Below are 25,051 nucleotides of genomic sequence, written 5' to 3'. Positions count from 1 at the left end.
ATATTATGAAGAATGAAATCATATTCACATTGGAATCGAAGCAGAGACTAAAACTAGCACAGGAGATTGGAAACATACTTGGGACAGCACCGCATTATGAACGGGTACCAGGCTGTGCATATGATATTGCAGGATACCGACTGGATAAAGAGGGTGTACTGCATATCCCGGAGGGAGCAGAAGAAACAACGAAAGACCTAATTCTGCAGTTACGAGAGCGTGGGTTTCAGGACGATGCGGAAATAACGGAAGAAGTGCCAGTGCAGCAGGACAAACTGACAATAGCGATTCCGAGAGAAAGCCTTACGGATACGGCATTGGAAAATTTGCAGAAAATCACAGCAAACAAGCAGACACTTTGTCAACGTGCATTTCGGATGGACAGCACAGAGATTGAAATTACAGATGAAAAAATAAATTTCACATGGTTTCCATACACAGTGGATGGAGATGATATTGCAGCCTACACGCAATTTATCTCAAGGCTGTGTGATATGGCAAGAGATGCAAAAAGGGTATCATCAAAGCCGACCGAAACGGACAATGACAAATATGCTTTCTGCTGTTTTCTGCTCAGACTTGGCTTTATCGGAAAAGAGTATAAGACAGCGAGAAAGATTCTGCTTAGAAATCTTACGGGAAATTCAGCATTCCGCTGCGGAGAATAAGGATAAAATGACATGGGGTGTCGGTGCAGACCGAGGCCCTTTTTCTATGGAAAAACAGTTGGGGCAACTTGTGGCAGATGATTTAGGTTATTCTTATAGAGCCTATATAGAAAATAACCTATATTACTTGCCACATCTTGCCCCAATGTGAAAACAGCCGTGGTCACGCCCAGCGGTTATCATTTTCTTCCTGTATCTTTCTGCGATAAGCAGTGCGGGATTTTCTACGGTTTCGTTCTTTTTTACATTCTGGATTGTCACAGTATTTCTGGCGGTTCCCGTTTTTGATGAACAGACGGCCGCAACACTCACAGGTGGCAACGCCCACACGGTCGGCATAAGCAATGGGGTAATCCGTAGGGATAGATACATATTGCGACAGAGCGAATCGGGCAGCATCAAAAACAGAATGGAAATCCGGCATGACCTTCAATTCTCCATTTTCATCCAGTCCCAACTTCATGGTTACGCCACTCATTTTATTTAGGTAAGCTGATATTTTACCGAGATGTTTCTGCATAGGAAACGAATTAAAATCTGCAAATTCATTCGTCCATGTGATCTGCGCAAGATCTGTGGAAACGTCAAGCCGTTCCAGACATTTTTTGAACATCAGGATGACAAGGGTATCCCGGTACAGGCTTTCGAGATCTTTCCGCATGGTGTGAACATCAAAAGTGAAATTACCAAGAATGTTAGTGGAAAAATCCCAGTATTCCGTATCCTTTTCAATATCCCAACGATATTCTTCGATGTCCTCAGAGGCATAGTAGGGGTGTGCGTACTGCTGACACCAAGAAATGATATCATCGGCAGCAGTGGTGTCATTTTTTTCACGGATACTCTGGTACAGGTTATTCAGAGAAAGCCAGAGCTCATTTCCGTCCAAGCCGTATCCACGGTTGAGTCTTGGGACATCGCCCTCGCCCAGACAGGCAGTGATTATGATTTCTCCATTCTGTTCTGTTTTTTCATAGTATTTGAAAGTTGCGGTCAGCCGTGCATCCGCACTCATTTTCCCCAAACTGAAATCTTCGTTCATATTCTACCTCCATTCTTACCGATAAAACTTGCTTTCGGTACGAGTTCTTACCAATAGAAAATAGCCTTTGGTAACATTATAAAGTATACTGTGATAGAAAACAAGAGCAATTCATGTTTGGAATGCAGAGAGGAGGATGGCTATGGATAAAGTCACGATGAGCGTACAGGAAATGGCAATGCAGATGGGAATCAGCCTGAGCAAAGCGTATGCACTGACCAGAGAAGCGGATTTTCCAATCGTCCGTGTAGGCAAGCGGGTATTGGTTCCTGTTTCCGAATTTAAGGTGTGGTTATCGGCAAGAGCCACGGAGAAATGATACGTCAGAAAATAAGCGGGGAAGGAGAAGCATAGAATGTATGAGAAACTCCCGGAACAGTTGAAAAAAGACGGACGGTTCTGTCTGTGGAAATATGAAGAAAGAAACGGACGCATGACAAAAGTGCCGTATCAGACAAATGGCAGAAAAGCGAGCAGTGCCGATAAAAATACCTTTTCGGATTTTCGATTGGCAGTCAATGCAATGGATGGTTATGACGGAATCGGTATGGGTGCATTTGATGATTTCTGCATGGTAGATATCGACCATTGCGTGTTTGGTGGAAAGCTGACGCAGATGGCAGAAGACATCGTGGAGAGAATGGACTCCTATACAGAATTCAGCCCCTCCGGCACGGGAGTCCGCATAGTATGTAAGGCATCTTCCCTGTCTTATGATACGGGCAGATATTACATCAATAATCAGAAACTTGGTCTGGAAATCTATGCAGCGGGTGTGACAAAGAAATTCTGTACTCTGACAGGAAATGTGATCCGCAACCGTGGTGTTGAGGAGCGAAACACTGAAATTGGGGAAATACTGGAAACTTATATGCTCCGTCCGATTTCTAAGAAAAAAACGATGTACAGGATATTCCCGGCAGTTATCTGTCCGATGATTCCGTGGTCCGCCTAGCATCGGATTCCAGACAGGGCGAAAAGTTCAAAGCCTTGTGGAATGGAGAAATTCCGGAAGGAAAATCCCACAGCGATGCGGATATGTCGCTTGCAAGTATCCTTGCATTCTGGTGTGGCGGTGACACAGAGCAGATGGACAGGCTGTTCCGAAGATCGGGATTGATGCGGAGCAAGTGGGACCGTGTGCAGAGTGGATCAACCTACGGTGCATTGACGCTGGAAAAGGCAGTGGCACAGGCACTGGATTTCTACAGGCCTTATGCAAGGACATCAGCGGAGAGCGATTTCGATGATATGCTGCAGAAGCTGATAGAACTGAACGTGTCGGATAACAGCAGATACCCGTGGAATGACAACGGCTCAGGCAGATTGTTTGCGGATGTGTATAAAGATATCGCAAGGTATGTGCCGGAAAGGAAAAAGTGGTATGTGTATGACGGAACCCGGTGGATTCCGGACATTGGCGGATTGAAAACAATGGAGCTTGCAAAATCCCTTGCGGACAGTCTGGTCAGATATGCCCTGACAATTACTGATGAACGTATAAGAAAGGACTATCTGGAATATTCTGCGAAATGGCAGAGCCGGAATTACCGTAACACGTATATCAGTGATGCCCAGAGCGTGTATCCGATTGCAATGTCTGAGTTTGACCGCAATGTTTATTACCTGAACTGTCAGAACGGAACACTGGATCTGCAGACGGGAGAGTTCCATCCGCATACACCACAGGACAAGCTGACCAAGATTGCAGGGGCGGCCTATGATCCGAATGCAAAGAATCCACGTTTTACCAGATTTGTTTCAGAGGTGATGAGTGGGGATACAGAGAAAGCAAGGTTCATGCAGAAAAGCCTTGGTTATGGTCTGACAGGGGATACCCGTTATGAATGTATGTTTTTCTACTACGGTGCAACCACCAGAAATGGGAAAGGGACTCTGATGGAAAGCACACTTCATGTGATGGGAGATTACGGTTTGACTGTCCGACCGGAAACGATTGCTGCAAAGCCGTCTGCCAACAGCCAGAACCCGACAGAGGATATTGCACGTCTTGCCGGAGTGCGGTTCGCCAATATCTCAGAGCCAAGGCGGGGATTGGTGCTGAATGAAGCACAGATCAAAAGCATGACGGGAAATGATACATTGAATGCCAGATTCCTGCATGAAAACAGTTTTGATTTTAAACCACAGTTCAAGTTGTATGTAAATACAAATTATCTTCCGGCTATTACGGATATGACACTGTTTTCGAGCGGACGTATCATAATCATTCCATTTGACAGACATTTTGAGGAATGGGAGCAGGAACAGAATCTGAAAGCAGAATTTTCCAAGCCGGAGGCAGCAAGTGCCATCTTAAACTGGCTGATTGAAGGCTACACCATCTTGAAAGAAGAAGGTTTCGCTCAGCCAAAAGCAGTAAAAGATGCCACCATGTCCTATCAGCATGACAGCGATAAGATGGAACTTTTTGTGGAGGAATTTCTGGAACAGGAGAAGGATGCGGAATGCCGGACATCGGCAGTGTATCAGGCATACCGAAACTGGTGCAATGACAATGGATATTTTGTGGAGAACAGCCGGAACTTCAATCAGGCACTCCGCACAATCGGTACGATAGTCCGCAGGCGCCCAAGGGATGGTGGAGAAAAGACTACACTTTTAACTGGATATCGGCTCTTGTGCAGAGATTTCTTCTGTTGAGAAAAAAGGAGGTACACATGGGAAAACAGAAAGCAGCACCACCGATGCGGTTTGAGCCATCGGATTTTTCAACAGACAAGTACAGATGTGTGAATGTCATCAATTTAAGGGACAGATGCCCGGTCATTATTATGGCAAGCGAATCCTGTGACCCGCCTTATTACCGTGTGGTTGATGGGTCATTGGAGATGTTTTATCTGTCCTATTCTGAAGCAGTGGATTATTGCAGACAGAGTGGTTATATGACACAAAAATAATTTTTCAGGAGGTTTATTATGATTAACAGTACAGCTTATTATAACGATTTTTGGAACGAAATGAGAGGAAAACAGGCAGTTACGGACAGCCTTTATAACAACCGTGAAAGCAAGACAAATGCGTACCATCTGCCCGGAGAATCAAATAAAAAATATACGGCAGTACTACGGAAAGAAAGTGCAGTCCGTCAGCTGGCAACCATTGTGAATGCGACCAGAAGTGACAGCCGTCTTTGGACATTTGACTGTGAAGGTCAGGCTGAATGGGGCGATATGGTCAATCTGGAGGGCATGGATAACGAGGACGATTTTCAGAGATTTGAAGTACAGGCATACCGATTGTCCGAGCTTGTCAGACTTGGATTGGAGTTCGCTTCTGACCAGTCCTTTGCCATAGAGGATTATGTAATCGGGAAAATGGCACGTTGTTTTGGCACAAGCGAGGAACAGGCGTTTATCAACGGAACAGGGGAAAATCAGCCGACAGGTATTCTGCACGCCACTGACGGAGCAGAAACGGGCGTGACGGCAGAGAGTGATTCTGCTATCAGCTATGATGAAATCATCAAACTGTATTTGTCCGTGGATAAGAAATACCGTAAACATGGTACATGGCTTATGAATGACGAAACGGCTCTGGCACTCCGTACCCTCAAAGATTCAGCCGGAAACTATCTGTGGAAGGAAAGTGATGAAACGATTTTCTCAAGACCTGTGCAGATTGTTGATTCCATGCCGTCTATCGGAAAGGGGCAGAAAGTAATCGCATTTGGAGATTTCAGCAATTACTGGCTCGTTCAGCGTTTCCCACTGACTATCCGCACACTGAAAGAAAAGTTTGCCATGCGTGGACAGGTAGGGTATCTGGGATGTGAGTATCTGGACGGAAAACTGATCCGTAAGGATGCAGTCAAGGTACTTCAGATGGCAACAGACTAAGCAGTTAGGGCTGTGGAAATACTGCAGCCCGTATGGAAGGAGGATTGCACATGGCAATAGAAAAACATGATACTACGGAAAATACACTTGTCCCTGTGAGTGAAAAGTACACACTGACAATCAAAGAAGCAGCATCGTATTTTAATATCGGGACAAAGAAAATGCGTAGACTGGCAGAAGATAACAGAGGAAGATTTGCGGTATTCAGCGGAAACAGGTATCTGATTATCCGCCCGCAGTTTGAAAAATTTATCAGTGCTTCTTCGGAGATATAATTCCGTTTGTCTGCCGAAAGTAGTTGATATTATCAGCGTTCAGAGTGATATATAGTATGACCTCGAAAACCTGTGAAAACAGCCACTTTTGGCAGAAAGGAAGTACTTTTATGGCAAGACCAAGTTTAGCAGAAAAAGATATTTTAAATCCTTCTGAGGCAATTGAATATTTTGTTTTGAGCCGGAGAAAATTTTACGATTTATTGAATAATACGGATGGAGAAGATTTTCTGGCATACTACGGAGAACGCAAGCTGATTCTTCGTGTAGCCTTTGAAAGGTATCTGCGTAACCATCCGGAACTAAGGAGGCGGGTATAATGGCAAAGGCAGGAAGAGGACAGACAAGGCGGGACTCCAAACGCAGAGTATTAAGACCGGGAGAGAGTGTAAGAGCAGATGGAAAATATCAATATAAATATCATATTGATGGGAAACCACACTTTGTATACAGTTGGAAACTGGAACCTACGGACAAACTTCCAAAGGGCAAAAAGCCATGTCTATCGCTTAGGGAACTGGAAAAACAGGTAAACACAGATTTAGATTTACTTGTAAATATCGTGGACGGACAGATGACTGTCTGTGAACTGGTAGACCGATATTTGAAAACAAAGACCGGAGTAAGGCAAAGTACGAAACAGGGATATGTTACAGTACAGAGATTGCTTGTGAAGGAAACATTTGGCAAAAAGACAATACGAAGTGTGAAAACTTCCGATGCAAAGCTGTTCCTTATAAAATTGCAACAGGAAGATGGGAAAAGCTACAGTTCCATTCATACCATCCGGGGAGTGCTGCGACCAGCCTTTCAGATGACGGTGGATGATGACATTCTGGTAAAGAATCCATTCGGATTTCAGCTTGCTGGAGTATTGGTAAATGATGCAGTCACAAGAGAGGCAATCACAAAAGACCAGATGAGAAAGTTCCTGAAGTTTGTGCATGACGATGTGGTGTACTGCAAATACTATGAAGTGGTGTACATACTCTTTCATACGGGAATGAGAATATCAGAATTTTGTGGCTTGACGCTGAAGGACATTGATCTTGAGAACAGAACTGTAAATATTGACCACCAGTTGCAGAGAACATCGGATATGCGATACATCATAGAAACCACAAAGACGGATGCCGGAACAAGAGTATTGCCGATTACAGAGGATGTGGCACAGATGTTTCAGGCAATCATCGAGGACAGAAATGCACCGAAAGTAGAGAAATCCATAGACGGATATAATGGATTTTTATTTTACGATGATAATGGAATGCCACTTGTTGCAATGCACTGGCAGCACCGATTCAATCATATGGTCGGCAGATACAATGACATCTACCGGGTGCAGATGCGAAACATTACGCCTCATGTATGCAGACACACCTATTGCTCGAATATGGCAAAATCGGGAATGAATCCAAAGACATTGCAGTACCTTATGGGGCATTCAGATATATCGGTCACAATGAATGTGTACACGCATATCGGATTCGATGATGCTGAGGAAGAATTGAAGCGGATGGAAGAGTTTAGAAAAGAACAGGCTGAGATTGAAAAGAAAAACGATGCCAAAGCGGTATCGCAGAAAATGTTTAAGGCAATATAATATAGAAGATTTGTGACGCTCTGGCTTTATGTCTGGGGCGTTATTTTTGTGGAAAAAACACTAAGCCACTGATATAATATATTTTGGAGAAATGTTGTATTGGAGGTAAACCAAATGAAACAGTTTTTGTATTTAGACACAGATATAGTAAATTCTATTATTGCTCAAGCGGAAAAGGGGATAATAACTCAAAGAACTATTGAGGCGTCTGAAACCAAAAATAAGAATCGAAGAAAATTGTTTTCTCCTAAAGTAAATGCATCTTCTTCTGGAGGTTTCTGGAAATTTGTAGAAGCAAAAGCTCAATTAGAAATGTCGGGAGAATTTGAAGGTGTTATTTCAAATGGACATGCATCTAAAGATGTAATAGAAAAAGTTTTGCATGACGCAGCATTTGATGAGGCATGCAAATACATAAAAATTCATGATGTTAAAGAAGGAATACAGGATTTTGATGAAGAAGGCAATTATCTGAAATTATGGAGGGAGTTTACATTTGTTGACTTAGATTACTTAGAGAATATTTTTCAGATTGGAGAAGATTCTACACTAATGAAGGAGTTGTCAAAAGAACAAATAGAAAAGAAAGCTTCTGAATCAACAAACAGGAAACAGCGAAGAAATAATAAAGATAAATTTAATCAATTGTTGGATGAAACAATTGAAAAGAGTGCTGGGCAAATTGATATGCTCAATTCAATGATACGTTTGCTGAAGAGACTGATTCCATACAAAAGGTTGTTGTTGTCTAAAGATGGATATATTATACCTGTTGATGATAAATATTTTAGAATTGATTCAAAGTGTATGGGATTTAAGTATGGAGGTTCAATCACATGCATTGGAATGGTGACTAATTTGATTGGTGAAGATTTTAACCCTACAGATAACGATAATGTTTTTGAAAAAATTCAATTTTCAGCACACGAAGCATTAAGAGGATTGCTTCCTACAAAAGAAAAGAACCTCTGTGTAATTCATCCGATTGCAATTTATTACGGAGAGTAATTATTGCATTTAATATAAGCAAAATAATAATGAAAACATATATTTCACGTATTTCAAAATGATTAGGAAGGATGATATAAATTGAGAAAAGTTTTGAAAATAATTGGATTTATAGCGTTGATAATAGTTGTACCATTGCTAATTGATTTGTTTATATTTGGCAATGCGTTTCCTAGTAATATTGATAATCAAGCATGGGCAGGATTTTTGGGAAGTTATCTTGGTGGAATAGCAACATTAGTAGCAGTTTTTATTACTATTTCAGATAACAATAAGAAAATAGAAGAACAAAAATTATATGAGCAAGAACGCATAGCAGAGGAAAAGAAAGCTGCAGTAAAACCATATCTTGATACTCGTTATATTTTCTTTAATGAAGATGCAGAATTTGGACTTAATGATAGGGTGTTTGATATTAAGGATGGTATAGTGGATAAGGTTCGATATGGTTTGACATCAATGGATGAGAAGTATATAAAAATGAGACAAACAGTACCTAGTTTTGTATATCTTAAATATATAATCAGAAATATTGGCGCTGGTAGTGCTGTAAATATGCAGGTTAATGTAAATGGTTTTTCTGAAAAAATCACAATTGCAAAAGATGAAACAGTTAACCTTTATATGCTCATTAGTCTGGGTAATGAAAAATCGGTTCCTTTTAATGTGTTATTGGATTATTGGGATGTTGAAAAAAGAGCACATTATAATCAGTCGGAAGAATTTGAGATTATAATTGATGGAACACATCAAAAAATTCAAGATAAAGAGCGTAAGCCACAAATTGAAATTAAAAATCCTTAGTAGTAGGAATTTTCGTTTTACTACTAATTTTACTACTAACAGGCAGTACCAACTTGCTCAATCTTGCTCTGATTTGCCACAATCTGTAATTCCAGAGCATAACAAAAAATCCCCGAAATTCCTCGCAAAACAGGGCATTCCGGGGCAAATCAAGGAGAAACAAAACTATGATTAAAGTACTTTTCATCTGCCACGGCAACATCTGCCGTTCCCCAATGTCAGAATTCGTATTAAAAGACATGGTGGAACAGCGTGGCTTGACAGAACAATTTGAAATCGCTTCGGCGGCGACCAGCACAGAGGAAATCTGGAACGGCAAAGGAAATCCAATCTATCCGCCGGCGCAGGCAGAACTAAAAAAGCATGGGATTGGAAAGACCGCATACACCAACTTTGCGGGCAAGCGCGCCAGACAGGTGACAAAAGAAGATTATCATCACTATGACTACCTGCTTTGTGCGGATACCAACAACATCCGTAACACAGAGCGTATCACAGGCGCGGATACCGAAGGAAAAATTCATCTGTTATTAGATTATGCAGACGAACTTCAAGAGGGTAGTCAGCTTCAGACTAAAAATAAAAGCAGCAATTCAATCAGCCAGACAATCAGCCGCCGCGGCAAATCAATCGCAGACCCGTGGTATTCCGGGGATTTTACACAGACATGGAATGATGTGGTGGCAGGCTGTTCAGGCTTTTTAAATTATCTTGAAAATGAGCATAAGTTGTAAATGTCGTATCAGTTTCTGCGCGCCTGCCGGAATTTGGACGGTGTCATATGATATTCGCGCAGGAATAAGCGGTTAAAATAAGATACATTTTCAAAACCGCATTCCAGGGAAATCGCAAGAATGTCATCATCTGATGCACACAGCAGGTGCGCGGCACGGATTAGGCGGTACTCATTTAAGTAAGCAATAAAGGGCTTTCCCATATACAGCTTGAAAAATTTCATGAAATGGGAGCTGCTGAAACCGCAGACTGCCGCAATCTGCTCAATACTGATTTTTTGTGGGTAGTAATTTGCAATATAATCGGTAATCAGGCACAGCTTTTCCTTCGTATTTTCTTTAAAATAACCGTTTTTCCGGGAGGAAACAGCACTGTTTTTTTGCTGCGGTAAATCACATGTTGTAATTTCACGCATTTTATCCGGTGCAAGAATCTCTGATTCCAGAATAAAAAACAACTGATACAGCCAGCCTTTAATGCCGAGATAATACCCGGCAGGATAGGTGGTGCGCAAATCGTCAATCCGGTCAAGGCAGATTTGAACAGCGCGGTGCGCTTTCGGAACCCGGTCTATTAAAACCGGAAAATCTTCGGGGAAATTTTGCAGGCGGTGAAAAAAGTTAAAAGACATCGTATCCCCTTCTTTTGGGATTAACATCTGCATATCAAAAATGATATTTTCGTATGAAAATGCTTCCGATTCATACTGCGCAATGGAATGAAGTCTGCCCGGCAGAATAAAGACAATGCTGTCTTTGACAACCGGGTAGGAAATACCATCGACATTGACCATTCCCCTGCCGCTCTTTACATAAATAATTTCCGTTTCACGGTGCCAGTGCATCGGCACACACGGAAAATCCAGCGGAATCGAGCAAGGATAAGTATTATAGGAAAAATCCGTATCATAGTGTTTTTTCGTTTCTTCGTAATTTTCATATTCTAATATGTGCATAGCCCCTCCAATCCGCAGATTTACTGCACAAACGCCAATTTCATATATTTTGTATATCATGATATGATGTTGGGGTCAAAAGCCTCAACTATGATATCTATGGATTGTTCCGTGCTAAACATGTGCCACTGGCACATAGCACCCGCCTATGAGCAAGCTCATGTGGGTTCAGATATTTTGACCCTGGTATCATGATATAAAAGTATGATAGTATTGTATTATTTTAAGCGGTAATTATGCAAGATAAAAAAACTTAGAAATATATAATAATAATCAGAATTATCGAAAAATAATCAGAAATAAAAATAGGAGTGGAGAGAAGTATGAGCATAGCAGAAATTTGTAACAAAATGTATGGAAAGACCATCAGAGAGTGCAGTAACGAACAGGTCTATACGGCACTGCTGGCACTGGTAAAGAAAGTCACGGAAGAAAGAAAAGAAGCGCAGGAGCGGCAGGAAAAAGAAAACGGCAAGAAAGTGTATTACATTTCCGCAGAATTTCTGATTGGAAAGCTGCTGTCAAACAACCTGATTAATCTGGGGCTGTATGAGCAGATTTCGCAGGAATTAGAGGAAAATGGAAAGAATATTGCACAAATCGAAGAAGCCGAGCCGGAGCCGTCACTTGGAAATGGCGGACTGGGACGGCTGGCAGCGTGCTTTTTGGATTCCATTGCCACATTAAACTTAAACGGGGACGGCATTGGCATCAACTATCATCTGGGGCTGTTCCGTCAGGTGTTTGCACAGAATAAGCAGACAGAACAGCCGGATTACTGGATTCAAAAGGAAAGCTGGCTGACAAAGACGGAGGTGCAGTACCCGGTACAGTTTGGCAAATTGTCCGTCATGTCGAGAATGTATGACATTGATGTGACAGGTTACGAGGGCAGGGTCAACAAACTGCATTTATTTGATATCGACACGGTTGATGAAAAAATACCGATGCACGACGGCATTGATTTTGATAAAAATGCGATTGAGAAGAATCTCACGCTCTTTTTGTACCCGGACGACAGCGACAGAGCCGGACAGTTATTGCGCATTTACCAGCAGTATTTTATGGTAAGCAACGCCGCACAGCTGATTCTTTCAGAATGCCGCAGGAAATGTGAAAAAGCGGGAAAGACGTTAAAGAATCTGAATGAATTTGCGGTGATTCAGATTAATGATACGCACCCGACAATGGTTATTCCTGAATTAATCCGCATTTTAACAACGCAGAAAGACATTGACGGCAGTGTGATGACGATGCAGGAGGCGGCAGAGGTGGTGACAAAGACGTGTGCATACACAAATCACACGATTCTTGCAGAAGCACTCGAAACATGGCCGCTGGACTATCTTGAGGAGGTTGTGCCGCAGTTAGTTCCGATTATCCGTTATCTTGATGAAAATGTACGCGCCCGTTATACGGATTCTTCCGTTTACATTATTGACGAAAACGACCGTGTGCATATGGCACATATTGATATTCATTATGGTTTCAGTGTAAATGGGGTGGCAAAGCTGCATACGGAGATTTTGATGCAGGAAGAACTGAAATCTTTTTACCGCATTTATCCTGAAAAATTTAACAATAAAACCAACGGCATTACGTTCAGAAGGTGGTTACTGCACTGCAATCAGGCACTGGCCGCCTATATTGAAGAACTGATTGGTGCAGATTTTAAAAAGGAAGCAGGGGAACTTTCACAGCTTATAAAATATGCAGATGATGAAAATGTGATTGCGCGCATGCTTGAAATTAAGGCGGAAAATAAGAAACGTCTTGCTGCATATATGCAGGAAAAATGCGGTGTAAAAATCAATCCGCAGTCGGTCTTTGACATTCAGGTAAAGCGCCTGCATGAGTACAAGCGCCAGCAGATGAACGCACTGTATGTCATTTACAAATATTTTGAGATTAAGGCCGGAAATATTCCGGATACTCCGGTTACGGTTATTTTCGGTGCGAAGGCGGCAAAAGCATATACGATTGCAAAAGATATTATTCACTTAATTTTGTGCCTGGGTGAATTGATTGCAAATGACCCGGATGTCAGTCCGTATTTAAAGGTTGTCATGGTGGAAAATTATAATGTGACGATGGCGGAAAAGCTGATTCCGGCGTGCGACATTTCAGAGCAGATTTCGCTGGCTTCCAAGGAAGCTTCCGGAACGGGCAATATGAAATTTATGTTAAACGGTGCACTGACACTCGGAACATTTGACGGTGCAAATGTCGAGATTGCACAGCTTGTCGGCAAAGACAATATCTATACCTTTGGTGCATCCAGTGACGAAGTCATCGCGCATTACAAAAATGCCGATTACTGTGCAAAGGACCTTTATGAAAAGGATGAAATGATAAAAAAATGTGTTGATTTTATCGTTTCAGATGAGTTAAAGCAGTATGGTGATGAAGAAAACTTATCCCGTCTGTACCATGAAATTATTAGCAAAGACTGGTTCATGACACTGTTGGATTTCAAGGAATATATAAAGGTAAAAGAACAGGCGCTTGCAGACTACAAAGACAGAGCCGCATGGGGCAGAAAAATGCTGATAAACACCGCGATGGCAGGCTTCTTCTCCTCCGACCGCACCATCCGCCAGTACAACACCGATATCTGGAAACTGTAAGCCGGGCAAAAAGTAAACAGGCGGCAAAAAACACAAACCCTTTCCGTCCCCGCCAAGGCGAAATCACCCACAATCTTTTCGCCCGCCCCCGCCAAGGCAAAAAACACCCTCACTTTACGTCAAACAGCGTGTGTAAAGTGAGGGTGTTTTTTTGCCTCCACAGCGTGTGGAAAATGCGGGTTGTTTTTTTGCCTCCCACAGCGTGTGGAAAGTGAACGTATTTTTTTGCCTCCTACAGCATCACTCCGGAATTTTCCTTACTCCGTTCCATATAGTGATTGAGCTGTTCAAACGGCTTGCGAAGGACAAGACCGATGAGAATGGCAATGATAATATAGATAAAGAGTCTGCCGATACATTCCCAGTAATAATTGCCGTACATGCCGCCAATCGTTTCGCGCAGGGCATCCATGGCATATGGGAACGGCAGGTAGCGGTAAATCATCCGGTAAACCTTTGGCAGGACGTCAATCGGGAACGTACCGCCGCTTCCGGCAACCTGGACTACCATGAAAATAATTGCAAGGGCTTCACCGATATTGCCAAAGGCAACCGTCAGTGCATACATAAAAATCGTAAAGACCAGGCTGGTGACAGAACATGCAAACCAGTATAAAACCGGGTGCGGACACTGAATCTGGATATAAAACAGATTTCCAAGTACAATCAGAAGTGTCTGCAACTGCCCGATACAGTAAAATGTCAGGTATCGTCCGAAAAATTTCTGATACGGCTTTACACCGGCCGGCAGATGTTTGGATTTTTTTACCTGTGTATGAATGATAGCCACCATAATCAGACCGCCGACCCAGATGGAAAGGACCGTGTAAAACGGTGAAACGGCAGAACCATAAGCTGAAATTTCATAAATCTTTTTGGTCGTAATTTCTACCGGTGAGGCAATAAAGTCTGCCAGTGTCTGCGGGTCACTGCCTAAAATCTCATTCACAAAATCATATTCCGGGTCGGAAGCGATTTTATTGAGTAATTCAATAGAATCGGAAAGCTTAGTCATCAGCGCATTTAAAGTCTGCTGTGTCCGTGTCAGATTTTCCTGTCCCTGTGTAATCGCATCCGTAAAGGTGTTCATGTCGCCGTCCATATCCTGATATAAAGAAGAAATGGAAGACATTACACTGCGGATAGAGGATACATTTTCCGAAAGTGAAGCGGAAACCTCTGACAGGGAAGAAACTGAATTGGCATCCAGAAGCTTTTGCAGGGCGGCAAGTTCTCCTGCCTGTGTATCCAGTGTTTCCGGTAAATCCGATGAAGAACTGCGCGCAAGAGAGGAAACATCGGAAGAAATCTGTGTAATGGAAATCAGGGAATCTAACATCACATTGTATGTCTGCAATTCATTGTAGGCATCGGTCAGTTTACCGGATATGACATCAATGAGTGAATTCCCTGTGGTATCATCCAGTGTCAGACTGTCAAAATCCACGGTGATAGCAGCGGAGCTGGCGCTTACAAGACTTTTTGTTAAAGTGTTCACAAAGGTGGAATTAGTCTGGGACTGAACTGCTTTTTTTGCCTTATCCGTAATTTTCGGCGCAATGGCATTTTTCTTCTGATTACAGTAATACTGAATCTGCGGATGTTCTAGGGAATCCGAAAGAAAACTTACCATATCGCTTGTAAAGTCAGACGGTAGAACCAGTGCGGCATAGTAGTCGCCGCTGTACACGCCGTCAATGGCTTCCTGCGTGGAATCCGTAAACACCCAGCCGATGGTTGTATTGGCTTTTAAATTAGAAATAATCTGGTCGCCGATATTTACAGTCACACCGTCAATAGTTACACCCGGATCATCAGACGCCACAGCAACCTTGATGCGGGAAGTGGAGTCTGTTCCGTATGGGTCCCAGTTTGACAGAGTGTTAAACCACGCATACAGGGATGGAATGACGGTAAGACCAATCAGTACAACAATGGCGACCACATTGGTACTGATACGTTTGAGGTCCTGTATAAAAACAAGAAAAATATTTTTCATAGTTTAATCTCCTTTGCAGCAGTGATAATAGACTGTAAGTTGTTATTGAGACGGGATGGTAAATCCTGTACAAGGTAGTCGTGTCCCTCTTTCAAATCCAGTCCGAGCTGTTTTAATTTTTTTTGCATCTGGTCATCAATGTAAGCGACCGTTACCAGATATGCAGAAATTAAAAAGAGTGAAATTACCCATAATAAAAGATACACAACCTTTGAACTCTCCATATGCAGCAGCAAAATAAGGAAAATCATCGGGATAATGGCAATACACCAGAGTCCCGCCTTAATACGCTTCTGATTGCGTTCATGCAGTGTATGGCTGAATTCTTGAATCTGCATTAAAGTCGCGTTAAAATCTTCATCACGTCCGTTCTTAGACGAAGACACGTCCGTAAAATCCGTATCCGGTGAACCGGAATCGGACAGGCTTCTGGCAGAAGTCCGTGCTATGGGTGTTGCCAGAAGGTCATCTGCCACAGGGCTGTTTTTTAAAGTCATAGTTCTACCTCACTAACAAATATGTATTGGTTACATCATTTTGGTTTCTTTCATCTTTTCCTCAAAGAAATGATTGAGCGGAATGAAAGGTTTGCGGATTACCAGTCCGAGTAAAAGGGAAGCTGCGGCAAAAATCAGCAGTTTTCCCATATAAATAAAGTAGTTCATTTCATACATGCCGCTGATGGCTTCGCGCATGGCGTTAATCGCATACGGGAACGGGAAGTACAGGTATACGTTCTGGAAAAACTGCGGCAGCAGTTCAATCGGGAATGTACCGCTCGAACCGGCAATCTGGATAACAACCATAACAACGGCAATGGTCTTTCCGACATCGCCAAAGGAAAGTGTCAGCGTGTAAATCAGCAGGACAAATACAAAGCTTGCGACAGAAGCCGTCAAAATGAGCAGTCCCGGATGTTCACAGGAAACTTTTAATAAATATAAATCGCCGAGTACAATAATCAGGCTCTGAATCTGTCCCATCACAAAGAATAAAAGGAATCTGCCCAGATACAGTTCGTGCGGTTTTGCCATCAGTTCCATCTTCGGATTATTGTCAACGTGTACTTTCATCAGTGCCACGAGTACGATACCGCCGACCCACAGCGCCAGTGCTGTGTAAAACGGTGTAACTGCCGTACCGTAGTTGACTGCCGGGTAGACATCAATCTGTTCAACTTCCACAGGTGTTGCAATAAATTCGGCATAGGAGGCCGCATCGGCATGTAATAACTGTGAAAGCGTCTGATAAGCCGAAGAATCCGTAATATTATTTAAGGAAGTCAAAATCAGCTGGATTTTATCGGACATGCCCGAAATAATCGTTCCGGTATCGCCAAGGGTCTGGTTTGCCGTCAGGGCGATTTTGCTGGTTCCGAGTAAAATCTGTTCTAAGCTGTTTAGCTGGCTGCCTGAATTTTCAAGTGATTTATAGGCAGAATCCGCAGCTGCGTTCACGGTGATTTTTAATGAACTTAAACCGGATGAAGCAATGGTGTGATACTTCTGCTGGGTCTGTGTCATTTTATCAAGGCAGGAGGATAACAGGGTATGCAGCACTTCTGCCTTTGCAGCGGCAATTTCAGGTGTTTCCTTTACAATCGAAGAAGTCTGGTCAATCAGATTCTTTGCAAGGTCCTGCAAAGTAGAAATTGCTTCAAGTTGTCCGCGGATCTGTGCAATAATGTTATGGTCAATATATTCCAGATCATCTAATTTGTTTAAAAGGTCATCCAGTTTATGATTCTGCTCAAGCAGGGAGTTTAAGCCGTCTAATGCGGCAGAAAGTGCATCGGATGCCCCTTGTGTATCGCTTGTGATTTTATTCTGGGCCGTGTCTAACTGCTTTTGCACCTGCTCAGAAATGGTTTCCATGGCGGCAAGTGTTGTGTCAAGCTGGTCGGTCATGTTATCGACAGAGCGGGACAGTGCAGACTGTGTCAGCTTTGTTGTATCTTTTGAATTTTCTAAAATATCCTGTAATTCCGGAATCAATGCACTCATGGATTCCAGATTTTCCGATAAAGAAGCATTGCCGTTCTGGAAGGTGGCAATGGTATCGGCATAACCGGACAGATTATCCTGAATGGTCTTCATATCGTCAATAAGTTTGCCGGAAATGGAAGAATCCTTTTGGGTAATACTTTCAAGACCGCTTAATGCCGTCTGTGCGGCAACGTTAATAAATTCTGTGTTAATCGTCTGCTGCAGTGTAGAACTTGCCGTATCGGTAATCTTTGTGGCAACGGCATTTTTCTTTGAATTTTCGTAATATGTCACGCTTGGGTGATTCATGCCGTTATCCAGAAAATCAAACAGACTGCGGCTGAAATCATCACCGATAATAATGGCAGCATAATAACTGCCGTCATATACCCCTTTTAAAGCAGCATCTGTATCCTGTGGAAAAACCCAGCCTACACCGGTATTGTCATGAAGCTGCTCCACAACCTGATTTCCCATATTGACAGGGTCGCTTCCTTTTGAAGAAAATCCACTGTCTTCAGATACGACAGCAACCTTTAAGGAAGATGTGTTGGCATACGGGTCCCAGTTGGAATAAATGTTAAACCACGCATACAGGGACGGAATAATACACAATCCGCCCGCAATCACCAAAGCGAATAAATTGCGGCTAAGACCGGTAACGTCTTTGCGGAATATATGTAAGATATGTTTCATAAAGACCTCATTTCTGTGCCTGATATACAGCACACTGTTATCATTAGAAAGCGAGCAAAGGCACTTTCATAGCGACATTATAGTATATTGGCAGTTCAAAAGCCAGTTATTTTTTACATTAAATGGAAGGTGTGGTATACTGGCTATATAGTAAATGGACAGAATGGGGAATGGTATGTATACAATTTTAATAGTGGATGATGAAAAGATTGAACGTAACGGAATCAAATTTCTGTTAAAGAAGCAGGCAGAGCCGTTTGAAATCTATGAAGCACCAAACGGCAAAGCAGCACTCGAGCAGCTATGTTCAATGCGCAATCAGGGGAAAAAGATAGATATATTGCTGACCGATGTAAAAATGCCGTTTATGGACGGCATAGAACTTATTGGAGCAGCCAAAGAAGAGGGGTTTACATTAAAAACAATTATATTCAGCGGGTATAATGAATTTGAGTATGCCAAGCTGGCAGTGCGTCTTGGCGTATCGGACTACATTTTAAAGCCGGTCAATCCACAGGAATTTGCACAGACCATAGAGAAGGTTACAGGGGAACTGCAAAAGCAGTATGTTGAAAATGAACAACGTCTGCAGCAGAGCAGCTATATGCGGGAATATCTTTTATATACCTTATTTAATGGGGGCAGTGTAGAACAGGTGCATACATTGGCAGGAAATCTTGCGGGAGAAAATTTCTGGAATCACTTCCACCGGATTGTATTTCTTGAGTTTGACCGAGAATTTTTTGGGAAAAAAGCGCTTGATTTTCAGGCGGAGATACTTGAAGAAAATATGAGTGAAGAATATCAGTATTTAAACTTAAATCCGCAGCAGGCAGTGCTTTTATTAAATGCCAGTCCGCATTACATGACCCTGCAGCAGACAGCACAAAAGCTGCATGATGCCGTTTTCAAAAAATACGGCGAGCACTGTCATTTTGCAATTTCAGGCGAAATTGACGATTATGAAAAAATACCGCAGACAATGGATATGCTTGAAGCCCTGATGGAAAATAAGTTTTACCGTCCTGATGTGTATGTATATTCCGAGGACATCAGCGGGGAAACGCCGGTGCTGGTGCAGATTGATGACGACACGCTCATGAAGCAGATGAAACAGGATATTAAGATGAAAGATATCCGGGCACTTAGGGAGCATTTTGACAGAATGTGTGCCAAGTACCGCAAAAAATCATATTTTTCACAGATTTATATTAAATTTATTTTTTCTAATCTGTTAAAAGATTTCTATCAGAATCTGCCGGAGACGCGGGAAGAGGAATTTAATAAGGAAATTGATACATTGTATAAGTCTGGGGATTTTAACTGTATTGTGTCGATTGTCAACAGCCATATTGATAAGCTGGAAGCGGTATTTGCAAAAAATCCGCAGACACAGCATAAAGAAATTGAAACAGTCAAAAAGTATATTTATACGCATTTCGGGGATGAACTGGGTGTAGAACAGCTTGCAGACATGGTGTATCTGGCACCGAGTTATTTAAGTACGGTTTTTAAAAAAGAAACCGGACAGAATTTAAGTAAATTTATCAAGCAGTACCGCATGGAAAAGGCAAAGGATATGCTTGAAAATACAAATATGAAAATTGTAAATATCAGCGAAGCGTGCGGTTATCAGAATGTTTCGTACTTCTGCCAGAGTTTCCGCGAGTGCTACGGGGTGAGTCCTCAGAAATTCAGAAATGGAATTTAAGATGAATATAAAAAATATGAAGTTGAAATACAGGCTGGCAGGGATTTATCTGCTCACGGCAGTACTGCCGGTTATTGTGCTGTTTACATTTTCCTACGGGCAGATGAAGCATATTTTAATTGAGCGCGATACGAAAAGTATCCAGAATTTTGTCAATCAGGCGGGAGCGGGTATTGATGCCCAGTTAGAGGTGTATAACAACCTGTCCAATTACATCACCTTTAATGAAACGATTTCGCGGGTTGTCAGCTACGACTATAAAAGCGATTATGAAATGTACGACCAGCTTGTGCTGTTGTTTGACCCGATGCTATCATCGCTTAAATATTTCCACGAAGACGTGAAACAGGTGACGATTTACGCTGAAGGCACGGTAAAGCACGATACCACGCTTGCACCGCTGTCAGAAATTGAAGCTGCACCGTGGTTTGATACGTCAAAGGAACATACAACGATTCAGTGGTTTGCGGACAGCTCGGCGCACACGCTGTCATCGGCACGAAAAATGTCACTGCTTTATCAGAAGAATAAACTCGGCATTTTATACATTTCAGTGGATTATGATAAGGTGTTTGAAGCACTTGAAGAAAATACGCAGAAAAACTACGGGATTTATATTGTCGATTCTGCGGGCAGCGAGGTGTATGAATTCCACAGCTTTACCGGTGAAAATGTGGATAAGGCGTTAAATTTTGCAGACTTTTGTGGAATACGGGACGGCAGCGGCGATTACACGGTTATCAGTACACCGCTTGCGACAACGGACTGGACGATTTATATGTATGAACCGACAGAATTGATTATCCAGTCGGCAAAGCCGATGATGCGCATGATTTTTGTGGCAGTGACGGTGATTATAGCCGGTGCAGTGCTTGCACTGATATCGACCTCGCGCTTTTTAATAGAGAGAATTGAGCTGTTACAGCACAATATGCAGAAGGTGGAGCAGGGTGATTTCACAGTACGTGTCCATAGTGACAGCAACGATGAAATCGGTGCATTAATTAACGGCTTTGATCATATGGTCAGCCGCATCAGCACCTTAATTACCGAGGTTTATGAGGGCAGGATTCACCAGAAGGAATATGAAATGCGGGCACTCCGGGCGCAGATAAATCCGCATTTTTTATACAACTCGCTGTCCCTGATTAACTGGAAAGCTATTGAGAGCGGGCAGGAGGACATCAGCCGGATTACACTTGAACTTTCCAATTATTACAGAACCTCATTAAATAAAGGAAGAAACACATTGACATTAGAGCAGGAATTAAGCAATGTACGCTCCTATCTGCAAATCCAGCAGCTTATGCATGACGGGGATTTTGATGTGGAAATAGATGTGGCAGCGGAAATTTTACAGTACGAATCCCTGAATCTGATTTTACAGCCGCTGGTTGAAAATGCGATTGATCACGGAATTGACTTAAAAACAGAGGGCAGAGGGCGGATTACAATCCGCGGCTGGCAGGAGCCTGCACAAAATCCGCTCACACACCGGACAGATATGGAATCTGACACACAATCCGAAACGAAATCCGGTACAGAATCCCGCCGAGAACCAGATGTGGAATCCGGCACAGATTATCTGGTAGTATTGACGGTATCGGATAACGGTGTCGGCATGGATAAGCAGACGGCGGCAGATTTTTTAACGGTGCAGTCCGGCGGATATGGTGCAAGAAATGTCAACGAGCGGTTAAAGCTGTATTACGGGGATCAGTATCCGTTAAAGGTGGACAGTAAACAGGGCGAAGGTACAACGATTACAATTACATTTCCGGCACGTGTCTATACCACACAGAAACAGGCTTAAAACGGCGGTAGACGGGTGTTTTGTAAAATGATTTTACAACTGTCTTGTCACCTGTAAAGAAACGTGATATAATTACCAACAAAAAATTTAGCACTTATACAGGAAAATGAGGTAAATGATGAACGCGGTAACAGAGGAAATTAAGCAACTGAAAAAAGAGAAAAATGCAGTCATTCTTGCACATTACTATGTGGAAGATGCCGTGCAGGAAATTGCAGATTACATCGGGGACTCGTACTACTTAAGCCGTCTTGCAACGGAAACAACAGCAGATGTCGTTGTTTTCTGCGGTGTGGGATTTATGGGTGAGAGCGCAAAGGTATTAAATCCGGGGAAAAAGGTTTTAATGCCGGATATGAGTGCGGACTGTCCGATGGCACATATGGCAGATATCGCAGGAATTGAAAAGCTTCGTGCAGAGTATGAAGATTTAGCGGTTGTCTGTTATATCAACTCCACGGCAGAGTTAAAAGCACACGCGGATGTATGTGTGACTTCCTCAAATGCGTTAAAGATTGTAAAGGCACTCCCGAATAAACACATCTTATTTATTCCGGATGACAATCTCGGACATTTTATTGCAGAGCAGGTGCCTGAGAAAGAATTTTTATACCAGAACGGACACTGTCCGGTTCATAAGGCAATTGCACCGGAAGCTGTCAAAAAGGCAAAACAGGAGCATCCGCAGGCACTTGTGCTTGCACACCCGGAATGTCTTCCGGAAGTGTCGGCACTGGCAGATTATGTAGGCAGTACCTCGGGTATTATTGATTATGCAACAAAAAGCGATGCAGAGGAATTTGTGATTTGTACGGAAACAGGTGTATTTTACGAGTTGAAAAAGAAAAATCCTGGGAAAAAGTTTTATCCGGCATCGGCTCATCAGATCTGCCCGGATATGAAAAAGATTACATTAGAGAAAGTACGGGATGTCTTAAAAAATGAGAGCAATGCCGTAACGGTGGAAAAAGAGTTAAGTGAAAAGTCAGGCCGTCCGCTTGAGAGAATGTTAGAGCTTGCAAAATAGCCGGAAAGAATGTGTCAAGATGAATGAGAATAAGGTAAAGTTACATATTAATACGGACATTGTGATTGTAGGAACGGGAGTCGGCGGCTTGTTTACCGCACTGAATCTGCCACGTGATAAGCAGATTGTGATGATTACAAAGGCGGATTTGGAAAGCAGTGATTCGTTTCTTGCACAGGGTGGAATTTGTGTATTAAAAAATGAAGATGATTACGACAGTTATTTTGAAGATACTATGCGTGCAGGACATTATGAAAACAGAAAAGAGTCTGTGGATATCATGATTCGTTCTTCACGTGAGATTATTGATGATTTAATCGGATACGGTGTAGATTTTGAGCGGGATGATAACGGACACTTGCGTTTTACAAGAGAAGGTGCCCATTCCACACCGAGAATCCTCTTCCATGAAGATATCACGGGAAAAGAGATTACAAGCAAGCTGCTTGCACAGGTGCAGAAGCTGCCGAATGTTACAATCCTTGAAAATACGGAAATGGTAGATATTGTTGAACAGGACAATGTATGCTACGGTATTGTATGCCGTGTATCAAAGGAAGCGATGCCGCATCTGATTACAATTTCGGCAAAGGATACCGTATGGGCATGCGGCGGTATCGGCGGTTTATACACACATTCCACGAATTTTCCGCATCTGACGGGTGATGCACTGGCACTGTCCCTGCGCCATCATATCAAACTGGAAAATATTGATTATATCCAGATTCATCCGACAACACTGTATTCCGAAAAGCCGGGAAGAAGATTTTTAATATCCGAATCAGTACGTGGGGAAGGCGCTATTTTATTAAATAGGAAAGGCGAGCGGTTTGTTGATGAACTGCTTCCAAGAGATGTGGTTGCACGGGCAATTTATGAGCAGATGGAAAAAGACGATATGCCGTATGTGCATCTGTCACTTGAAAATATAGATAAAAAGACGATTATGGAACATTTTCCGAATATTTATCAGCATTGTCTGGAAGAAGGCTATGACATCACAAAGGAAAGTATTCCGGTTGTACCGGCACAGCACTATTTTATGGGCGGTGTCCATGTAGACTGCAACAGCAAAACGTCTATGGAACAGTTATATGCAGTCGGTGAAGCAAGCTGTAACGGTGTGCATGGCGCAAACCGTCTGGCAAGCAATTCCCTGCTTGAAAGTCTGGTCTTTGCGAAACGTGCGGCAAAGCATATTACAGACGGCTTTGATATGGCAGAGAGTTGTCCAAAGCTCGTGGAAGCGGCAGCACTCCGGAAGTACAACGGCTATGATGAATTGAAAAAACAGTACAAGACAGAAATTTTTGAAGAAATTGAAAGGGAGAAAAAGGTACATGAACAGTATATCAATGAAGTTAAATGCAGATAAATTAATTATGCAGGCACTGGAAGAAGATATTACAAGCGAAGATATTACGACAAATGCCGTAATGCGCCACCCGCAGCAGGGCGAGGTACAGCTTTTGTGCAAGCAGGACGGTGTGATTGCGGGCTTGGACGTATTTAAAAGAGTGTTTGAGCTTTTAGACGAAACAACAGAAGTCGTATTTTACGTAAAGGACGGAGATGCTGTAAAAAAAGGTGATTTGCTTGCAGTCGTAAAGGGTGATATCCGTGTCCTGCTTTCAGGAGAACGCACTGCCTTAAATTACTTACAGAGAATGAGTGGTATCGCAACGTATACCCGCTCGATAGCCGATTTGTTAAAGGGCAGTAAAACAAAGCTGCTTGATACAAGAAAGACAACACCGAACAACCGCATTTTTGAAAAATATGCCGTAAAGGTCGGCGGCGGCTATAATCACCGTTACAACTTATCGGACGGTGTTTTGTTAAAGGATAACCACATCGGAGCCGCAGGCGGTGTCAAAGAAGCCGTAACTATGGCAAAGGAATATGCGCCGTTTGTCAGAAAGATTGAAGTGGAAGTCGAAAATCTGGATATGGTACGCGAAGCGGTAGAAGCGGGCGCAGATATTATCATGCTGGATAATATGACACCGGAAATGATGAAAGAAGCAGTCCGTATTATTGACGGCAGGGCAGAAACAGAGTGTTCCGGCAACGTTACGTTAGAAAACGTGACACGTCTGACAGATATCGGCGTGGATTATATTTCAAGCGGTGCGCTGACCCATTCCGCTCCGATTTTGGACGTTTCTTTAAAAAATTTACATGCAGTATAAAAAAACTTTCCAAAATAAAGAAAATCAGTAAAAAAATAGCTTTATTGCTTT

The 25,051-nt window shown here is 42.6% G+C and carries 23 protein-coding genes; 18 read left to right on the top strand and 5 right to left on the bottom strand.

Annotated elements, in window-relative coordinates; genetic code table 11:
* The first annotated feature begins 5 nt into the window (after nucleotides 1-5).
* Nucleotides 6-668 (top strand): hypothetical protein, encoded by a 663-nt coding sequence (locus WMO37_RS05540; protein ID WP_349154510.1) that lies wholly within the window; start codon nucleotides 6-8, stop codon nucleotides 666-668.
* Nucleotides 669-831: 163 nt separating this feature from the next.
* Here the strand turns inward: WMO37_RS05540 and WMO37_RS05535 are convergent, their stop codons facing one another.
* Nucleotides 832-1,710 (bottom strand): hypothetical protein, encoded by an 879-nt coding sequence (locus WMO37_RS05535; protein ID WP_349154509.1) that lies wholly within the window; start codon nucleotides 1,708-1,710, stop codon nucleotides 832-834.
* Nucleotides 1,711-1,852: 142 nt separating this feature from the next.
* Here WMO37_RS05535 and WMO37_RS05530 point away from each other — a divergent pair, with 142 nt between their 5' ends.
* The 11 genes from WMO37_RS05530 to WMO37_RS05480 all read left to right on the top strand — a co-directional run bounded on the left by WMO37_RS05530 (nucleotide 1,853) and on the right by WMO37_RS05480 (nucleotide 9,994).
* Nucleotides 1,853-2,029, top strand: a complete 177-nt coding sequence (locus WMO37_RS05530; protein WP_015560864.1) for an excisionase family DNA-binding protein — start codon at nucleotides 1,853-1,855, stop codon at nucleotides 2,027-2,029.
* Between the two features lie 36 nt (nucleotides 2,030-2,065).
* Nucleotides 2,066-2,665: a hypothetical protein gene (locus tag WMO37_RS05525; RefSeq protein WP_349154508.1), complete on the top strand. Its 600-nt coding sequence runs from the start codon at nucleotides 2,066-2,068 to the stop codon at nucleotides 2,663-2,665.
* Nucleotides 2,666-2,700: 35 nt separating this feature from the next.
* Complete coding sequence (locus WMO37_RS05520) at nucleotides 2,701-4,374, top strand: phage/plasmid primase, P4 family (RefSeq protein ID WP_349154507.1); 1,674 nt, start codon at nucleotides 2,701-2,703, stop codon at nucleotides 4,372-4,374.
* 17 nt (nucleotides 4,375-4,391) lie between these two features.
* Entirely contained in the window at nucleotides 4,392-4,631 is a 240-nt protein-coding gene (locus WMO37_RS05515; protein ID WP_005612402.1) for a hypothetical protein, read from the top strand.
* An 18-nt stretch (nucleotides 4,632-4,649) separates the two neighbouring features.
* On the top strand, nucleotides 4,650-5,570 hold the full coding sequence (locus tag WMO37_RS05510) for a phage major capsid protein (protein WP_349154506.1): 921 nt from the start codon (nucleotides 4,650-4,652) through the stop codon (nucleotides 5,568-5,570).
* A gap of 50 nt (nucleotides 5,571-5,620) precedes the next feature.
* Nucleotides 5,621-5,845 (top strand): excisionase, encoded by a 225-nt coding sequence (locus tag WMO37_RS05505; protein WP_015541248.1) that lies wholly within the window; start codon nucleotides 5,621-5,623, stop codon nucleotides 5,843-5,845.
* Nucleotides 5,846-5,955: 110 nt separating this feature from the next.
* The gene (locus tag WMO37_RS05500; protein WP_044941017.1) at nucleotides 5,956-6,165 is read left to right on the top strand and encodes a MerR family transcriptional regulator; all 210 of its coding nucleotides are present in this window, start codon (nucleotides 5,956-5,958) and stop codon (nucleotides 6,163-6,165) included.
* The gene (locus tag WMO37_RS05495) at nucleotides 6,165-7,448 is read left to right on the top strand and encodes a site-specific integrase (protein ID WP_349154505.1); all 1,284 of its coding nucleotides are present in this window, start codon (nucleotides 6,165-6,167) and stop codon (nucleotides 7,446-7,448) included. Before WMO37_RS05500 ends, WMO37_RS05495 begins: the two co-directional genes overlap by 1 nt.
* A gap of 114 nt (nucleotides 7,449-7,562) precedes the next feature.
* Nucleotides 7,563-8,456 carry a DUF6414 family protein gene (locus WMO37_RS05490; RefSeq protein ID WP_349154504.1) on the top strand — a complete coding sequence of 298 codons (894 nt, stop codon included), beginning with the start codon at nucleotides 7,563-7,565 and terminating at the stop codon, nucleotides 8,454-8,456.
* A gap of 93 nt (nucleotides 8,457-8,549) precedes the next feature.
* Complete coding sequence (locus WMO37_RS05485; protein WP_349154503.1) at nucleotides 8,550-9,260, top strand: hypothetical protein; 711 nt, start codon at nucleotides 8,550-8,552, stop codon at nucleotides 9,258-9,260.
* 167 nt (nucleotides 9,261-9,427) lie between these two features.
* On the top strand, nucleotides 9,428-9,994 hold the full coding sequence (locus WMO37_RS05480) for a low molecular weight protein-tyrosine-phosphatase (RefSeq protein WP_227090449.1): 567 nt from the start codon (nucleotides 9,428-9,430) through the stop codon (nucleotides 9,992-9,994).
* Between the two features lie 8 nt (nucleotides 9,995-10,002).
* Here WMO37_RS05480 and WMO37_RS05475 read toward each other — a convergent pair whose 3' ends face one another.
* Entirely contained in the window at nucleotides 10,003-10,950 is a 948-nt protein-coding gene (locus WMO37_RS05475; RefSeq protein ID WP_227090450.1) for a helix-turn-helix domain-containing protein, read from the bottom strand.
* Nucleotides 10,951-11,273: 323 nt separating this feature from the next.
* Here WMO37_RS05475 and WMO37_RS05470 point away from each other — a divergent pair, with 323 nt between their 5' ends.
* Nucleotides 11,274-13,577: a glycogen/starch/alpha-glucan phosphorylase gene (locus WMO37_RS05470; protein WP_349154502.1), complete on the top strand. Its 2,304-nt coding sequence runs from the start codon at nucleotides 11,274-11,276 to the stop codon at nucleotides 13,575-13,577.
* A 232-nt stretch (nucleotides 13,578-13,809) separates the two neighbouring features.
* Here the strand turns inward: WMO37_RS05470 and WMO37_RS05465 are convergent, their stop codons facing one another.
* From WMO37_RS05465 to WMO37_RS05455, 3 genes are read right to left on the bottom strand one after another with little or no spacing between them, the layout of a single operon-like run.
* A complete protein-coding gene (locus WMO37_RS05465) occupies nucleotides 13,810-15,576 on the bottom strand; it encodes a YhgE/Pip family protein (RefSeq protein WP_022432050.1) in 1,767 nt (588 codons plus the stop codon).
* A complete protein-coding gene (locus tag WMO37_RS05460; RefSeq protein WP_022432049.1) occupies nucleotides 15,573-16,073 on the bottom strand; it encodes a hypothetical protein in 501 nt (166 codons plus the stop codon). Before WMO37_RS05460 ends, WMO37_RS05465 begins: the two co-directional genes overlap by 4 nt.
* A 30-nt stretch (nucleotides 16,074-16,103) precedes the next feature.
* Nucleotides 16,104-18,257: a YhgE/Pip family protein gene (locus WMO37_RS05455; protein ID WP_349154501.1), complete on the bottom strand. Its 2,154-nt coding sequence runs from the start codon at nucleotides 18,255-18,257 to the stop codon at nucleotides 16,104-16,106.
* A 175-nt stretch (nucleotides 18,258-18,432) separates the two neighbouring features.
* On the opposite strand from WMO37_RS05455, the gene WMO37_RS05450 reads away from it, so the two are divergent.
* From WMO37_RS05450 to nadC, 5 genes are all read left to right on the top strand, one after another.
* Nucleotides 18,433-19,968, top strand: coding sequence for a response regulator transcription factor (locus WMO37_RS05450; protein ID WP_349154500.1), 1,536 nt, complete (start codon nucleotides 18,433-18,435; stop codon nucleotides 19,966-19,968).
* A 1-nt stretch (nucleotide 19,969) separates the two neighbouring features.
* Nucleotides 19,970-21,781 (top strand): sensor histidine kinase, encoded by a 1,812-nt coding sequence (locus tag WMO37_RS05445; protein WP_022432046.1) that lies wholly within the window; start codon nucleotides 19,970-19,972, stop codon nucleotides 21,779-21,781.
* 118 nt (nucleotides 21,782-21,899) lie between these two features.
* Nucleotides 21,900-22,808: a quinolinate synthase NadA gene (gene nadA, locus WMO37_RS05440; RefSeq protein WP_022432045.1), complete on the top strand. Its 909-nt coding sequence runs from the start codon at nucleotides 21,900-21,902 to the stop codon at nucleotides 22,806-22,808.
* Nucleotides 22,809-22,827: 19 nt separating this feature from the next.
* Nucleotides 22,828-24,183 carry an L-aspartate oxidase gene (locus tag WMO37_RS05435; protein ID WP_349154499.1) on the top strand — a complete coding sequence of 452 codons (1,356 nt, stop codon included), beginning with the start codon at nucleotides 22,828-22,830 and terminating at the stop codon, nucleotides 24,181-24,183.
* A complete protein-coding gene (gene nadC / locus WMO37_RS05430; protein WP_022432043.1) occupies nucleotides 24,149-25,000 on the top strand; it encodes a carboxylating nicotinate-nucleotide diphosphorylase in 852 nt (283 codons plus the stop codon). Before WMO37_RS05435 ends, nadC begins: the two co-directional genes overlap by 35 nt.
* Nucleotides 25,001-25,051 lie beyond the last annotated feature (51 nt).

Source organism: Lachnospira intestinalis (assembly GCF_040095895.1).
Classification (GTDB): Bacteria; Bacillota; Clostridia; order Lachnospirales; family Lachnospiraceae; genus Lachnospira; species Lachnospira intestinalis.
The sequence above is the reverse complement of the archived record's forward strand: the minus strand, read 5'-3'. Positions and strand labels throughout refer to the sequence as shown.